At 58.4% G+C, this 15,157-nt stretch carries 11 protein-coding genes; 4 read left to right on the top strand and 7 right to left on the bottom strand.

The annotated features are described in order from the left end of the window. Positions 1 to 152 precede the first annotated feature (152 nt). The 4 genes from CLH61_RS02635 to CLH61_RS02650 all read right to left on the bottom strand — a co-directional run bounded on the left by CLH61_RS02635 (position 153) and on the right by CLH61_RS02650 (position 7,663). Positions 153 to 1,121 carry a beta-ketoacyl-ACP synthase III gene (locus CLH61_RS02635; RefSeq protein WP_099613131.1) on the bottom strand — a complete coding sequence of 323 codons (969 nt, stop codon included), beginning with the start codon at positions 1,119 to 1,121 and terminating at the stop codon, positions 153 to 155. An 84-nt stretch (positions 1,122 to 1,205) separates the two neighbouring features. Beyond that, the gene (locus CLH61_RS02640) at positions 1,206 to 3,251 is read right to left on the bottom strand and encodes an LTA synthase family protein (protein WP_099613132.1); all 2,046 of its coding nucleotides are present in this window, start codon (positions 3,249 to 3,251) and stop codon (positions 1,206 to 1,208) included. Positions 3,252 to 3,299: 48 nt separating this feature from the next. Further along, the gene (locus CLH61_RS02645; RefSeq protein WP_099613133.1) at positions 3,300 to 6,473 is read right to left on the bottom strand and encodes an efflux RND transporter permease subunit; all 3,174 of its coding nucleotides are present in this window, start codon (positions 6,471 to 6,473) and stop codon (positions 3,300 to 3,302) included. Continuing rightward, positions 6,470 to 7,663, bottom strand: a complete 1,194-nt coding sequence (locus CLH61_RS02650; protein ID WP_099613134.1) for an efflux RND transporter periplasmic adaptor subunit — start codon at positions 7,661 to 7,663, stop codon at positions 6,470 to 6,472. Before CLH61_RS02650 ends, CLH61_RS02645 begins: the two co-directional genes overlap by 4 nt. Positions 7,664 to 8,143: 480 nt before the next feature. On the opposite strand from CLH61_RS02650, the gene CLH61_RS02655 reads away from it, so the two are divergent. Next, a complete protein-coding gene (locus CLH61_RS02655; RefSeq protein WP_099613135.1) occupies positions 8,144 to 9,100 on the top strand; it encodes an AraC family transcriptional regulator in 957 nt (318 codons plus the stop codon). 86 nt (positions 9,101 to 9,186) lie between these two features. Continuing rightward, positions 9,187 to 10,455 carry an MFS transporter gene (locus CLH61_RS02660; RefSeq protein ID WP_099613136.1) on the top strand — a complete coding sequence of 423 codons (1,269 nt, stop codon included), beginning with the start codon at positions 9,187 to 9,189 and terminating at the stop codon, positions 10,453 to 10,455. A gap of 33 nt (positions 10,456 to 10,488) precedes the next feature. Here the strand turns inward: CLH61_RS02660 and CLH61_RS02665 are convergent, their stop codons facing one another. Then, a complete protein-coding gene (locus CLH61_RS02665) occupies positions 10,489 to 11,238 on the bottom strand; it encodes an NAD(P)H-dependent oxidoreductase (protein ID WP_099613137.1) in 750 nt (249 codons plus the stop codon). Between the two features lie 89 nt (positions 11,239 to 11,327). On the opposite strand from CLH61_RS02665, the gene CLH61_RS02670 reads away from it, so the two are divergent. Then, positions 11,328 to 12,221, top strand: a complete 894-nt coding sequence (locus CLH61_RS02670) for a LysR family transcriptional regulator (protein ID WP_099613138.1) — start codon at positions 11,328 to 11,330, stop codon at positions 12,219 to 12,221. A 68-nt stretch (positions 12,222 to 12,289) separates the two neighbouring features. On the opposite strand, the gene CLH61_RS02675 is transcribed toward CLH61_RS02670, so the two are convergent. After that, a complete protein-coding gene (locus CLH61_RS02675; RefSeq protein ID WP_099613139.1) occupies positions 12,290 to 13,177 on the bottom strand; it encodes a LysR family transcriptional regulator in 888 nt (295 codons plus the stop codon). Positions 13,178 to 13,246: 69 nt separating this feature from the next. Then, positions 13,247 to 13,879 carry a nitroreductase family protein gene (locus tag CLH61_RS02680; RefSeq protein WP_099613140.1) on the bottom strand — a complete coding sequence of 211 codons (633 nt, stop codon included), beginning with the start codon at positions 13,877 to 13,879 and terminating at the stop codon, positions 13,247 to 13,249. Between the two features lie 173 nt (positions 13,880 to 14,052). Between CLH61_RS02680 and CLH61_RS02685 the strand changes: the two genes are divergently transcribed. After that, a complete protein-coding gene (locus CLH61_RS02685; protein WP_099613141.1) occupies positions 14,053 to 14,982 on the top strand; it encodes a DMT family transporter in 930 nt (309 codons plus the stop codon). Positions 14,983 to 15,157: the final 175 nt, after the last annotated feature.

Raw genomic sequence — 15,157 nt, forward strand, 5'->3', positions numbered from 1 at the left:
AGGCAACGAGAGGGCGCGCAGGTTTCGCTGTCGGGACGGTCAGAGAACTCTCTCCGTGCAGGACCATGGCCGGGATCACTAAGAAAATAGCACGTTACGGCTATTTGTCGATGATCAGCCCGGAACCATGGTGCTAACAGCCCCGTACCGGATCAGTACCTGAGCAATGCAGAGCCCCAGGTGAAACCACCGCCGAAGGCTTCCAGCAACACCACTTCACCACGCTTGATCCGTCCGTCACGGACCGCGGCGTCGAGGGCCAGGGGAATCGAGGCTGCGGAAGTGTTGCCATGCTTGTTGACTGTCACTACCACCTGGTCCATCGGCATATTGAGCTTTTTGGCAGTCGCCGAAATGATCCTCAGGTTGGCCTGGTGCGGTACCAGCCAGTCAATGTCGGACTTTTCCATCTGGTTGGCTTCGAGGGTCTCATCGACAATCTTGCCGAGGGTATTTACCGCCACCTTGAAGACTTCGTTGCCTTTCATTTCGACAAAGGCTTCGCCAGCCATCACCCGTTCCAGACCGTTTGAAATACCGCAGGGCACGTGCAGCAGTTCTTCGTACTGGCCGTCCGCATGAATGTGGGTTGACAGGATGCCGGTCTCTTCGCTGGTTTCGAGGACCACCGCGCCGGCGCCGTCGCCGAACAGCACGCAGGTGCCTCGGTCTTTCCAGTTGATGATGCGGGAAAACACTTCTGCGCCGACAACCAGGGCCTTCTTGCTGCTGCCGGTCTTGATGAACTTGTCCGCCACTGAAAGTGCGTAGACAAAACCACTGCATACCGCCTGGATGTCAAAGGCCGGGCAGCCGTGGATGCCCAGGCGGGCCTGCAGGATACAGGCGGAACTCGGGAAGATCTTATCGGGCGTCGAGGTGGCAAAAACGATCAGGTCAATGTCACCGGCCTCAATACCCGCGGCCTCGATGGCGAGCCGGCACGCCTTTTCAGCCAGGTCAACGGTGGTCTCGCCGTCGGCAGCAATATGACGCTGTTCTATCCCGGTACGCTCACGAATCCACTGGTCCGTGGTTTCGACCTGTTGTTCAAGGTCTTTGTTGGTGACGACGTTTTCCGGCAGATAGGAACCGGTGCCGGCGATTCGTGCGTAGGTCATTCTTTATTGTCCCCAGGCGTCTCGGAGTATAAATAGCAAAGTAACAGATCTCCCCATCGTATACCCTGGAGCGCCCGAGGGTTATTAGCGATTTGTCAAAGACGGTGCCAGCGACGGTGCGAGAGAGAGTGTCTTCTGCGCCGGCAGACCATAGCGCTGCTCCCGGTAAAGCCACAGCGGCAGCAGGGCGTGGGCGAGCGCTTTGCGGGCGCTGGCTTGCGGTGCTGGCGCATCGTCGTAGGTCGTCCGGCCAAGTGCGGGATCATAGGCCCCGTAAAGTGGTTGCTGGTTCGGTCGCAACACGGTGACCTTGAAATCCTCGTCCATCCAGGCGTAGTAGTCGTTGAACTGCATCATGGCCCGCCCCGGACCCTCGGCGTCCCGGGTCAGATCCCGGCCAATCATCGGGTGTTCCCCGGCAATGCCCATCAACGACAACAGGGTGGGCCCGAGGTCGACCTGGCTGGCCAGTGTCTGCACCCGCCGGGGTTCTAAATCTGCACCCATGATCAACCCGGGAATGCGGAAGTTCTTGACCGGTACCAGGTCATCGCCATAAACCCGCGAATCGTGGTCCGCCACGATCAGGAACAGCGTGTTGTCCCAGTAATCGCTGCTCCGGGCCTCCCGGATGAATTTCCCGAGGGCATGATCCGCGTATCGGACCGCGTTATTGACCGTGTTTTTCTCGTCATCGACCAGGGTTACCCGGCCATCAGGAAATTCGTAGGGACTGTGATTCGAAGAAGAGAATACCAGGCGGAAGAACGGCTGGCCGTCTGCATCCAGCCGGGTCAGCTCTTGATGAGTCCGCTCGAACAGGTCTTCGTCACTGACGCCCCAGCTGCCGGCGAAGATCGGGTCCTGGAAATCATACTGGTCAACGATATGGCCAAAACCGTTGCCACTGAAAAAGCTCCGCATGTTATCGAAGTGGGCCTCGCCGCCATAAATGAAACCGGTATCGTAGCCCTGATCACTCAGCAACCGACCGAGAGTGAAGAACCCGGTCTGGGACAATGACAGCTTCACCACGCTGCGGGCGGGCGAGGGCAGGTAGCCGGCGACCACCGCTTCAATGCCGCGCACCGAGCGGGTCCCGGTGGCATACAGATTCTCGAACCACCAGCCCTGCTCCCGAAGCGCCTCCAGGTTCGGCGTCATCGGGCGGCCACCCAGCGACTCGACAAAGGTCGCGCCCAGGCTTTCCTCCAGGATAATGACGAGGTTCAGTGGCTTGGCTCTGGCAACGGACGGACTCTGGTAATGCAGTGTCGGATACTGCTCCGAGGTAAAGTTTGCCGAGGCCAGCCAGGGCGAGCTGCGAACCTCGTCCAGCACATCAGCCGCCGCCATGGTGCCGTAGCCTTCGTCGGCGTCCGCTTCGTGCTTGAGGTTATAGATCGCAAATGCGACGGACCACGGGGAGTTCAGGATGAGCGAGTTGACCAGGGCATCAGAGGTCAAGGCAAACATCGCTGGGTTTGCCGGCCGATGGTCTGTCGTTGAGCGTATCGCCATGAAAACGGCAAGCACAACCACGGGCCAGACAACGAGAGTGTTGCGATAGCGGGGGACGCGGGTTTCCTCCTGCCAGGGGTGGAGTAACCGGGATGCCAGCCAGGCCAGGATGATCGCCAGTAAACTGCCGAGCAATGTCGGGATCCGGAAGCCGTTCCACAGGGTTGCCAGCACCTCCCGGGGGTATTTGAGGTACTCGATGAACAAGCGGTTCGGCCGCACGTCATATTGCGCAATGAAGGTTGGTGTCGCCAGTTCGATAAACAGCACCATAAAGACCATGGCAACAGCCCAGACCACGGTGAACCGCTTCCAGAACAGCCAACTGTACCGGTGGGCCAGCAACGGCGCCAGGAGCAAGGGTACTGCCACCACCAGCCCGGCCAGAATGGCATCCACCCGCAGGCCATGGAGAAAAATCGTCGGCCAGACCTCCGTAGCCGCTACGCGTTCCAGTTGCCAGGCCACCAGCAACGTTCGGGAAACACCGCTGACCAGCAGAACCATCAGGAACAACGCCAGCAACGGTGCATATGCGCCCGACCAGCGCAACGACGTGTATAGCCGGAAGGCGAATCCCTCATTGCGGGAGCGGAAAGTGAGCGACATGGGTATCCTCAGGCTGATCGGGTCAGCCTGCAAGATACCCGTGTAGCCTTAATGCAAACTTAACGTGTCGGTCAGCGTCGATGTGTGGTGGCTCTTCAGGCGATGGCTGCCAGAGAGCTTGCGCAGGGCTACGTAAAACACCGGTGTGAGGAACAGACCAAACAGGGTAACCCCTATCATGCCCGCGAACACCGCGGTACCCAGGGCCTGGCGTACCTCTGCGCCGGCGCCGGTGGCCAGTACCAATGGCACAACGGCCGCGGTAAAGGTGATGGAGGTCATGATTATCGGCCGTAACCGCAGCCGGCAGGCCTCCAGTGCAGCCTCCGTAACACCCCGGCCCTGCAGTTCCAGTTCACGGGCGAACTCCACGATCAGGATGGCATTCTTGCAGGCAAGACCAATCAGAACCACCAGCCCGACCTGGACGAAGATGTTGTTGTCTCCGCCGCCGAACCAAACGCCAATCAGTGCTGAAAGCATGCACATGGGCACAATCAGAATCACCGCCAGGGGCAGCGTCCAGCTCTCATAAAGAGCGGCCAACACCAGGAACACCAGCAGGATGGAGAGCGGAAAGACCACCAGTGCCGCGTTACCCTGGGTGTCCTGCTGGTAGCTCAGGTCAGTCCACTCAAATGCCATACCCGCGGGCAGTGTCCGGTTAGCCAGTTCCGCCAGGGTGTCCATGGCCTGAGTCGAGGACAGCAACCGCGGGTCCGCTTCCCCGGCCAGGTCGGCGGCTGGGTAGCCGTTGTACCGCAACACCGGATCCGGTCCGAAGCTCTGACGGATATCCACCATCGAGCCAATAGGCACCATGGCGCCCTGATCGTTGCGGGTACGCAGGCGGGCTATGTCCGCTACACTGTCTCGGTAGGGGGCATCGGCCTGGGCAATCACCTGCCAGGTGCGGCCAAACCGATTGAAATCGTTGACATAGGTAGACCCGAGGTAGGTCTGCAAGGTAGCGAACAACTCCGTCAGCGGCACCCCCTGGGACTTGGCCCTGAGCCGGTCGACTTCCGCGTCCAGCTGCGGCACGTTGGACTGGTAGCTGGTGATGGGAAACCCCATGCCCGGCACCTGGGCTACCATTCCCTGCAGCTGGTTCACCGCATTCTGCAGGGCACCGTAACCCAGGTTGCCACGGTCCTCGATAAACAACTGGTAACCGGAGCCGTTGCCCAGCCCCAGGATCGGCGGTGGCATGAAAGAAAAGGCAAAGCCTTCCTTCAGGCTACTGATTTCCTGGTTGATCCGGGCATTGATTTCGCCGGCACTGAGGCTGCGCTCGTCAAATGGCTTGAGGGGGAAGAACACCACACCGGTGTTGGAAGTGTTGGTGAACTGCAGGGCATTCAACCCTGGAAAGGCCACCGCATTGGCCACGCCTTCGGTCTGCATGGCGATATCCGTCACCTGCTGCAGCAGCTGGTCGGTGCGCTCGAGGGAGGCACCCTCCGGCAACTTGACCCCGGCAATCAGGTAAAGTTTATCCTGGATCGGAATAAAGCCCGGAGGTACCAGCTTGAACACCAGACCGGTTCCGGTAAGTAGCAAGGCGTAGATCACAAACACCGCACCACGCCGGCGCAGGGAGCGGGATACACCGCGCTGGTACTGCTCTGCACTGGCATTGAAGAAGCGGTTGAACGGCCGGAACACCCAGCCGAACAGGCGGTCGATGATTCGGGTCAGCCGATCCCTGGGGGCATCGTGGGGCCTGAGCAGCATGGCAGCCAGCGCCGGTGACAGGGTCAGCGAGTTAATGGTTGAGATCACCGTGGAAATGGCAATGGTTACGGCGAACTGCCGATAGAACTGCCCGGTCACCCCGGACAGAAAGGCCATCGGCACAAACACTGCGCACAACACCAGGCCGATGGCAATGATCGGGCCGGACACCTCTCTCATGGCCTGGTGAGCCGCTGCCAGCGGAGTAAGACCGTCCTCGATGTTGCGCTCAACATTCTCTACCACCACGATGGCATCATCCACCACAATTCCGATGGCCAGCACCATTCCGAACAGGGTCAGGGTGTTGATGGAGTAACCCAGCAGATAGAGCGCGCCGAAAGTACCGATCACCGATACCGGTACCGCCAGCAACGGAATAATAGATGCCCGCCAGGTCTGCAGGAACAGGGTGACCACCAGCACCACCAGCAGCACTGCCTCCAGCAGGGTCGCAATCACCGCCTTGATGGAGTCGCTGACGAAAACGGTCGTGTCGTAGACCGCTTCGTACTTTACATCTTTGGGAAACAGGGTAGCGATTTCGTCCATGGCTGCGATGACTTCATCGCGGATACTGAGGGCGTTGGCGCCCGGGGCCTGAAAAATGCCAATAGCCACGGCGTCCTTGCCATCGAGCTGGGAGCGCAGGGTGTAATCGCCGGCACCCATTTCCAGCCGTGCCACGTCGCCGAGCCGCAGAATCTCGCCGTTATTGCCGCGCTTTAGCACGATGTCACCGAATTCCTCGACGGTTTCCAGTCTGCCGCGGGCATTGATCAGGGTAAGAAAATCACTGTCCGGCACTGGCTCGGCGCCGATCTGGCCGGCGGATACCTGTACGTTCTGCTCCCGCATGGCGCGAACCACGTCACTGGCCGTCAGCCCGCGGGCGGCAATCCGCTCAGGATCCAGCCATGCGCGCATGGCGTAATCCCCACCACCGAAAATCTGGGCATCTCCGACCCCCGGAATGCGCGCCAGCCGGTCGCGGACATGCAGCCGCGCGTAGTTGCGCAGGTACAGGGTGTCGTAAGTGCCGTCCGGGGAGGTCAGGTGAACCACCATCAGGAAGGTGGGGGACTGTTTCTGCGTGGTTACGCCCTGGCGCCGCACCTCCTCCGGCAACCGCGCGAGGGCCTGGCTGACACGGTTCTGAACCCGCACGGTGGCATCCTCCGCGTCAGTACCCGGCCGGAAGGTGACAGTAAGCTGCAGTACGCCGTCGGAGCCCGCCACAGACTTGAAGTACATCATGTCCTCGACACCGCTGATGGCTTCTTCCAGCGGCGTAGCGACGGTTTCAGCGATTTCCTTGGGGTTGGCTCCCGGGTAGACCGTGCGAACCACCACTGACGGCGGCACCACCTCGGGATACTCGCTGACGGGCAGGTTAGGAATGGATATCAGCCCTATGGCGAGAATAATGATGGACAGCACCGCCGCGAAGATCGGCCGATCCACAAAAAAGCGGGAGGCATTCATCGTGACAACTCCCGGGCTACTGCCGCCACCTCGTTAACCAGGGCCGGATTCCGCATGTTGACCAGTTGCGGATCCACTTTCATGCCGGCGCCGAACACCTTCTGCACGCCGTTGACGATCACCAGGTCACCACTCTCCAGGCCCTCACGGATCACCAGCAGGTCGTCCACCTGGTGTCCTGTTTTTACCGGTCGTGGCGTGACCTGATTATTGGCATCTACTACATAGACATAACGGCGGTCCTGATCGGTCAACACGGCCTGGCGTTTGACCAATAACGCCTCGTCCAGCTCGGCCACGGGCATTTCAACTCGGGCAAACTGGCCGGGCCTGATCCGGCCTTCCGGGTTGGCGAGCACCGCACGGTACTGCAAGGTGCCGGTTTCGGGGTTCAGGTGGTTGTCGACGAAGTCCAGTTCGCCCTGATACCGGCCACTGTCCTCATCCGCCAACGATATGCGCACACTCTGCGGCTGGCCGCTGGCGAGCAGCTGCTGACTGTTGAACGCCGACTTTTCATCGGCCTCGAAGTAGACATGTAGCGGGTCTACCGAGACCAGAGTGGTCAGCAGGCTCTGGTCCGCATTGGCAAGGTTACCTCGGGTCACCAGTGCGCGACCGGCCCGGCCGCTGACCGGCGCGGTTACCCGGGTGTACTGCAGGTCGAGTCTGGCTGTATCCAGAGCCGCCTCGGCAGCCTGCACCCGGGCGCGGGCGCTCATGAAGGCGGCATTGCGCTGGTCGTATTCCTCACGGGAGATGGCGCGGCTTTCGAGCAATGTCTTGCCCCGACCGGCTTCACTCCGCGCCAGTTCCAGCTGGCTGCTGGCCAGAGCGAGTTCCGCGCGGGCAGCCTGTTCACGGGCCTGGTAGGGGCGAGGATCTATCTGGAACAACAGCTCACCTGCTTGCACCAGCTCGCCTTCCTCAAAGGCCACTTCGTCAATATACCCACTGACCCTTGGTCGCAAATCCACGGTGTCCGGTGCAGCCACCCGCCCCGTAAAGGACTCCCAGAGCGTGACTGGCTCCGCTAACACTTCGGCCACTTCTACCTCAGGGGGTGGCGGCATGACTACAGCCTCATCACTCTGCGCTTTGCAGCCGGTCACCAGCCCAGCCACCACGCCTGTCAGTAAAACCGTAAGTAACGCCCCGGGTAACTCCCCGGGTAACACCTTGGACAACATGGTAGAAAACACCGTCCGAGCCCTGACCGGGTCGGCTCCGTTTACATTTTTTGCCGTCAGACTTTCCATGGTTTCTCGCTCCACTGTCGGGCCGCCTTGTGAGCATTCCCGGTTGCCAAGTAATCGGATGGATCACTTATCAAGTCGGTTGGGTGAAAACGAAATCGACACCGAGCTGGCCGCCTCTGATCAGGGGCAGGTCAAACAAAGGAATCGAGGTGTTGGCTATAGGTGAGACAGCGCGGCTTCGCCGGATCGGTTACGTTTTCCCAACAGGCCATCAAAATAAGGAGTGGGGCGAGTGCAACGGTAGCGGATTACTGCGGAAAGCTTGCCTGATTCTGCCGAAGGCCGAGACCGGACTAACCCGGTTGCCGGTTTCTGCGTGGTCATTGCCTGATCCTGCAGAAAATGGCTGAATACTCATACGATTCAGGTTGCGAAGGATTATACTGCCTGCCGCCAAAGGGAGAAGCACCGATGACCGCTACCATTCCCGGGATTTCCGGAGCTCTGACTCTCAACCTGCAACAACAGCTTGCCCGCGTAATCGGTAAATGGGCAACCCAACAGGGCATTCAGCGTTCTGCGATCGATGGCGTAAACCTGATCCGTTGTGACCAGCCCTCAAGCTGTGGTTCGAGTGTGTATGAACCCTCCCTCAGTTTCGTGATTCAGGGCACCAAAACCATTCAGCTGGGCGACAGCGAGATCACCTATAAGCCGCTTACCTATCTGGCGAGCTCGGTCCACTTGCCGGTGCTGGCACGGGTCATCGACGCATCTGCAGAGCACCCCTATCTGGGGGCCTCGCTCAAAGTAGATCCTCAGGAAGTGGCAGATCTGGTGCTGGAACTGGGAGACAAGGCACCTCCGCTGGGTCCCCACGGCCCGTGTCCGCAAGTGGAGTGTGGCTTGTGTACCTCATCCATGGACGAACGGATGCAGGGAGCACTATACCGACTGCTCAGCCTGCTGGACTCCCCCGACGACATCCCCATCCTGGCGCCGCTGGCGCGCCGGGAAATCATCTATCGGACATTGATCGGCGAGATGGGATCGCGCATGCGCAAGTTTGCCTCTGCCGATTCCCAGTCGCACCGGATATCCACGGTGATTTCTGCCTTGAAAGATCATTACGCGGAACCCCTGCGAATCCGCGAACTGGCGGAAGCAGCCAACATGAGCGAGTCCACCCTGTACCACAGCTTCAAACAGGCAACGCGGATGTCTCCGCTGCAGTTCCAGAAGAAACTCCGCCTGCACGAGGCCCGGCGGCTGATGCTCACCGAGGGGCTGGAGGCGGCTACTGCCAGCTATCGGGTAGGGTATGAAAGCCCCTCTCATTTCAGTCGCGAATACAGCCGCCTGTTCGGCGCACCGCCCCGGGCGGACGTGAATCAGTTGCGGGGCGAGCACTCACCAGAGCCGGCATAATCGACACAACCTTTAATATTGCCAGTTGCTAATCGGTAGGCAACGACTATTATATTCGCGCCACTGACGAGAGCGAGAACAAGGTTGTGAGCAGATTATCCAGCGGTACCCACGATCAGTTGATCAGCCCCGTTCTGATTGCAGGCTGCATCATCATCCTCGTCAGTTTTGCCGTTCGCGCATCTTTCGGGCTGTTCCAGTTGCCGATTGCGCTTGAGTTCGCCTGGCCGAGGGAATCCTTTTCCCTGGCGATTGCTATCCAGAATCTGGCCTGGGGCATCGGACAGCCCATCTTTGGCGCCTTCGCAGAACGTTACGGGGACCGGAAAGCCATTCTGGCCGGCGGCGCCTTTTATGTGACGGGTCTGTTGTTATCTGCCTATGCAATTACCCCGGGGCAACACCAGATGCTGGAAATCCTGGTCGGTTTCGGGATTGCCGGCACCGGGTTCGGCGTCATTCTGGCCGTGGTTGGCAGGGCGACCTCTGACAAGCATCGGTCCATGGCGCTGGGGATTGCCACGGCGGCGGGTTCGGCAGGGCAGATCGTCGGCCCGCCCGTGGCGAATTTGCTGCTAGGTGAGATGCCCTGGCAGTCTGTTTTCATGGCCTTCGCCGGATTCATCCTGCTGTCCATGGCCGCACTGGCGCTTATGCGGGTACCAAAGCAAGACAAGCCGACCGGTAGTGACGAACCCATGGGGGTAGTGATCAAACGCGCGGTCAGGGATCCGTCTTTTCTGTTCATATTTATCGGTTTTTTCTCCTGCGGGTACCAACTGGCGTTTATAACCGCCCACTTTCCGGCGTTTATCACAGAAATGTGCGGCCCCATTACCCCTGACAGCCTGCTTTATGTGCTGGGAGTGACATCGGCGTCGGGGCTAGGTGCCATTTCCATCGCACTCATCGGTTTATTCAATATTGGCGGAACTCTGCTTGCCGGCTGGCTGGGTAACAAGTACTCCCGTAAATACCTGCTGGCCAGTGTCTACCTGTTGCGAACCCTGATGTCGGCGGCGTTCATCATGACACCCATAACTCCCGAGACGGTTGTGCTGTTTTCTGTGGCAATGGGCTCGCTCTGGCTTGCCACGGTACCGCTTACCTCCGGCCTGGTCGCCCACATCTATGGTCTTAAATACATGGGCACACTGTACGGACTGGTGTTCTTCTCCCACCAGTTGGGCGGGTTCCTCGGCGTGTGGCTGGGAGGTGCACTCTACGACCTCTACCACAATTACACGCTGGTCTGGTGGGTTGGCGTGGGAGTAGGGGCCCTATCCGCGCTGATTCACCTGCCGGTCAAGGAGTACCCCTGGTCCGAACGCGGCAGAGTCGCCATTGCGACGTAAACAATAGATCAGCGATCAACGCGCTCATGTTATTCAGGGCCGCCACCTGATCGGATGAGCCCCCTTCAGCACGCCGTCTTCATCCCAGTCTTCCCAGCCAGTGAATGGGATAGGGGACTCGTAAATAAGCCCGGGCAAACGGTCAGCCCATGCTGTCTTCTTCTGTTCGAGCTGTGTCCTGAATGTATCTTCTTCCTGATACTGAATTCCTCCTCCTTGCACGCCATAGGTGACCTGAGGTGCCAAGACATCGTAACCGACGTAAAAGAGGGAGGAGTGTATTGGCCACAACCACTCCACCATATTGCCGGCCCGACCAAAAGGCATGAACGCCTTCTCCGGCGAGCCTGTGGTCACGGAGCATATTGCTTTTCTGTCGTGAAAATGACCGCGGTTGTAACGACGACTACCGGAATATAGCCCTCCATAGACAAACACTCTGTCAAACCAACCCTTGAGGATCGCAGGCTGTGCATGCCACCAGAGCGGGAACTGGAGGATCAACAGGTCGGCCCATTCCAGGCGGGCAATTTCACGTTGAATATCGGAGGGTAATAGTCCGCGATCAAAGTGTGCTCGCTGCTCGGTCAAAATCGCGAAGTAGTCGTCATCCACCCGTTGTGCATAGTGGTCCGCACGTTCAACCGGGTCGAATCCCTCCCCATAAAGGTCAGCGAGCTTGACGACATGGCCTGCCTTCTGGAGGCGCGACTTTGCTACATCTGCCAGTCCACCGTTGAATGACGACCGCTCCGGGTGAGCCAATACGATCAATACATTCATAACCTACGACTCCTGTTGCATCCGTTTAACAACAGCCTAAGCTGTTCTTTGATAAACAGGAATTCCCCATTTTTAAGAGTCGTATTTGCATGAATGAACAGTTGATTCGCTGGGACGACCTTCAGATCGTCTGGGCCATTTCTCAAACCGGCACATTGTCTGGAGCGGGACGGCGGCTGAAGATCAGCCACGCCACGGTGTTTCGACGGCTTGCGAACATAGAGCGCCGGCTGGGGGTTGCGTTGTTTGAACGGTCACGTACCGGTTACATACCCACTCCCGCCGGAGAGGATCTTGTGGTCGTCGCACAGCGGGTGGAGGCAGATATCAAGGGCGCCGAACGCCGTCTGGCGGGACAGGATCTGAGGCTCTCTGGCAACATCCGTGTAACCACCACCGATACCTTGTATGCCAGACTCCTGGCGCCTGCATTTGCTGAGTTCCGAATGCATTACCCGGACATTGAACTGGAAATTGTCATCTCCAACCAGGTGCACAGCCTGAGCAAACGCGAAGCGGACGTTGCTATCCGCCCCACGCGGAACCCGCCGGAAACTTTGATTGGCAGACGCGTTGGAACCATCGACCAAGCCATCTACGGGCAAAAATCTCACTGGCAAGATGTCCCCACGCCATTGAATGCACTTTCGGACTACGGTTGGATCGGGCCAGACAAACATATGGGAGACATCGCACTTGAAACCTGGATGACTGAACGAGGTCTTGATGATCACTGTCACTACCGCGTCGATTCAATGCTCGGCATGCAAATGGCAGTACGGAATGGATCGGAGCTTGCAGTGCTGCCGTGCTACGTGGGTGATATGGACGTGCGTCTCAGAAGGCTGTCTAACCCATTGCCGGAGCTGGCAACACCGCTTTGGCTCCTGATTCATCCGGATCTGCGTCGCGTCAGCCGGATAAGAGCTTTCTCCCAAACCATGGCCGATCACATTCGCTACACCCTTCATGGGCAGGTTTGAGGCACCGCCAGTCCTTGGCAAAGATCCGATCTGACTGCTTGCTTTACGTGATCAGATTCGCGCCTGCGCTATAGGGATTTTCGGATAAAGTCGATGAATTCCCTGGCTCGTCGCGGCAAGTAACGCCGATCGGAGTACATCGCATAAATTGAGCGAGGCACCGGATCAGCATCCAGTTTCAGTTGTTGAAGTGAGCCATTTTTGAGGTCAGCGTTGACGTATGCCCGCGGCACCATCGCTATACCCAGGCCTGCCTTAGCCGCCTCAATGAGTATCATCGAGTTATCCGCAACCAGAGGACCTTCAACCTCAACGGCAATCGGCTTTCCTGAGCCGGTTGGCGACATGAACTCCCACTGGTTGGCATCTGAACTCAGACTGTAAACCAGACATTTGTGTGATCGCAGATGGGCAATACTTGTGGGCACCGTCGCGTTTTCCAGGTAGCCGGGCGATGCCACCAGTATGCGGTCCAGAGCACCCAGCCTGGCGGCTATCAGCGACGAGTCCTCCGGTGCTTCCACGCCCCTGATCGCCACATCAACCCCGCTGCCTACAAGATCTGTAAGCTGATCACTCATCTGCAGCCGGATAGACAACGACGGATTTTCTTTCTGGAAGCGAATGAATAACGGGCTGAGAACTGCGATGGACAAGGATACGGGGCTGGCGACGACCAGTGTTCCTGTGAGGTTGTCGGCGTCTGCGACAGCATCAAGTAACTCCCGTGTCTGCCCGGTGACTGAAACACAGTAGCGATAGAATCGCTCACCTTCATCGGTAAAGCTGATCGTCCGCGTATTGCGGTTGATGAGTTTGGAGCCGGTCCAGGATTCCATGTATCGAATGTATTTCGATATGACTGCATTCGAACACTGGAGCTCGTTGGCCGCAGCCGTAAACGAGCCCAGTTCATAGACTCTGCGGAAATACTCAACACCCTTGAGACGGTCCATGTCTGTTCCTCACCGCACACCACCAGTCGAAGATCGAATTATACAGGGCAGTGATATGCCGGCCACACCTTACAGCGGCTGAATCAGTTGTGAGTGGGGTTTACGAACCTTTACCATCTGCGACAACGGGTCTCGCGCACGGTCACGGTAGCCCAATGCAACTATAACCGCGCTCTTCAGATTCTCTTTCTCCAATCCCAGCGCGTAATCCAGAGCGGCCGGATCGAAACCCTCCATCGGCGACGCATCGACCCGCTCAACGGCCGCGGCGGCAAGGGTAAACCCAAGGGCGATATAGGCTTGCTTGGCCGCCCAGGCATGTTTCCGTTCTGCGGTTGCGAAACCGTTGATGGTTCCCTTGATGGCTTCGGAGAAGCCGTCCAGATCGGTAACGTCAAGGTCCCGCTCGCGGGCCGTAAGTTGGATGTATTGATCTACCGCGGCATCATCGATATCAGTCATGGTCGCAAAAACCAGGAGGTGAGAGCACTCCTTGACCTGGGGCTGTGGTGCGGCCAGTTCGTGGATTCGGGCAAGTTCTGAACGGTCGCTTATGAGTTTGATGGTGTACGGCTGTAGTCCGTAGGAAGAAGGCGCCAGCCGTGTAGCCGCAAGAATTCGGGAAAGAATCGACTCCGGAATCGATGCCCCGTTCATGCGTTTGGCGGCGTAACGCCATTCCAGTGCTGCCAGAAAATCCATAGTAGGCTACCTCGTAAATTTTGGGTGTATGTATGGGCTGTCAGCCTGGAAGACTGAATGATGGAGCCGTCGGTATCGACCACCGATTCGGGAATGGAGTTTTTACGAAACGTGTGCTGATCCATGGCGATGGATTGCGGAAGATGTAGGCAACGTCAGCTGGAGAACCCGTTATGAGTACCCCATCCGTAACTCCCACCTATCAGCCGGGTATCAAGTCCGTATTCCTGTTACTCGGCGTCGGCGTATTGATTGCTTTGATGCTGCCCTTAGCAAGGGCCGCCCTGGAAGATGGTGTAACCCCATTGGCCTATGCGTTCTGGCAGGCGCTGGGTGGTGCCGTCATCCTGGCTGCGTGGCTTCGGCGACGTTCGTCACTAGGTGTGCAGGGTAAATTTGTCCGCTACTTCGGGATCAGCGGGCTCACGGCAATTGCGGTCCCGAACGCCGTGGCGTTTGCTGTGGTTGCCAATATTGGAGCAGGCCTGACGGCCACGCTTTACGCGCTGCCTTCATTAGCCACTTACGCCATTGCCGTCACCTTGGGCATGGAACCCCTGAGAAAGAGAAAGGCGATAGGTCTCAGCTTTGGAGTGGCCGGGTGCGTCTGGATTCTGTCACCTAACCCAGCCGGCATCAGCCCGGATACGCTCCCGTGGCTGCTGCTGGGGTTGCTCGTCCCGCTGTCTCTGGCTATTGGCAATATCTATCGCACCGCTCACTGGCCAACAGGTGCCTCACCCGAGCAACTGGCCGTTGGCATGCTTTTGGGTGGCGCGGCGCTGATTTTCATGGTTGTTTTGATGGCCGGCGACGTACAGACACTAGTAGTGGAGGGCACTCGGCTTTGGGCAATACTGGTGCTCCAGTCGATACTGACGGCAATAGGGTACCGGGGTTTCTTCCACTTACAGCGACAAACATCGCCGACATTCCTGAGCCAGTTGGGATTCGTCATCACACCTGCAGGTATGTTGTTTGGGATTGTGTTCTATGGTGAATCCTACGGATGGGCCGTGTGGGGTGGGGTGGTGCTGCTTTTGACTGGCGTCGTGCTTGCCAACCTGCCGGGCCGGCAGTCCAGCAGTTACGGCGCTGATTAACAGTCGCCGTGAAGTGGGCACGATGAATCCTCCAGATGTGACACAAGAGTTATCCGCTTCTCGCTCGCGCGTCTCGATTCGCTGAACCTGTCGTCCAGCTCAAGAAGCGGATTTTCCAGCTCTGGCCGGCCCTGAATACGGGGGCCGGTCAAATTAATTGCTTTGTTGTGTGGTG

Source organism: Marinobacter profundi (assembly GCF_002744715.1).
GTDB classification, from domain to species: Bacteria; Pseudomonadota; Gammaproteobacteria; order Pseudomonadales; family Oleiphilaceae; genus Marinobacter; species Marinobacter profundi.

Bases quoted from the DNA above. Each gene is read 5' to 3' on its own strand.
- CLH61_RS02635 (WP_099613131.1), bottom strand. From the start codon at position 1,121: ATGACCTACGCACGAATCGCCGGCACCGGTTCCTATCTGCCGGAAAAC.
- CLH61_RS02640 (WP_099613132.1), bottom strand. From the start codon at position 3,251: ATGTCGCTCACTTTCCGCTCCCGCAATGAGGGATTCGCCTTCCGGCTA.
- CLH61_RS02645 (WP_099613133.1), bottom strand. From the start codon at position 6,473: ATGAATGCCTCCCGCTTTTTTGTGGATCGGCCGATCTTCGCGGCGGTG.
- CLH61_RS02650 (WP_099613134.1), bottom strand. From the start codon at position 7,663: ATGTTGTCCAAGGTGTTACCCGGGGAGTTACCCGGGGCGTTACTTACG.
- CLH61_RS02655 (WP_099613135.1), top strand. From the start codon at position 8,144: ATGACCGCTACCATTCCCGGGATTTCCGGAGCTCTGACTCTCAACCTG.
- CLH61_RS02665 (WP_099613137.1), bottom strand. From the start codon at position 11,238: ATGAATGTATTGATCGTATTGGCTCACCCGGAGCGGTCGTCATTCAAC.
- CLH61_RS02670 (WP_099613138.1), top strand. From the start codon at position 11,328: ATGAATGAACAGTTGATTCGCTGGGACGACCTTCAGATCGTCTGGGCC.
- CLH61_RS02675 (WP_099613139.1), bottom strand. From the start codon at position 13,177: ATGGACCGTCTCAAGGGTGTTGAGTATTTCCGCAGAGTCTATGAACTG.
- CLH61_RS02680 (WP_099613140.1), bottom strand. From the start codon at position 13,879: ATGGATTTTCTGGCAGCACTGGAATGGCGTTACGCCGCCAAACGCATG.
- CLH61_RS02685 (WP_099613141.1), top strand. From the start codon at position 14,053: ATGAGTACCCCATCCGTAACTCCCACCTATCAGCCGGGTATCAAGTCC.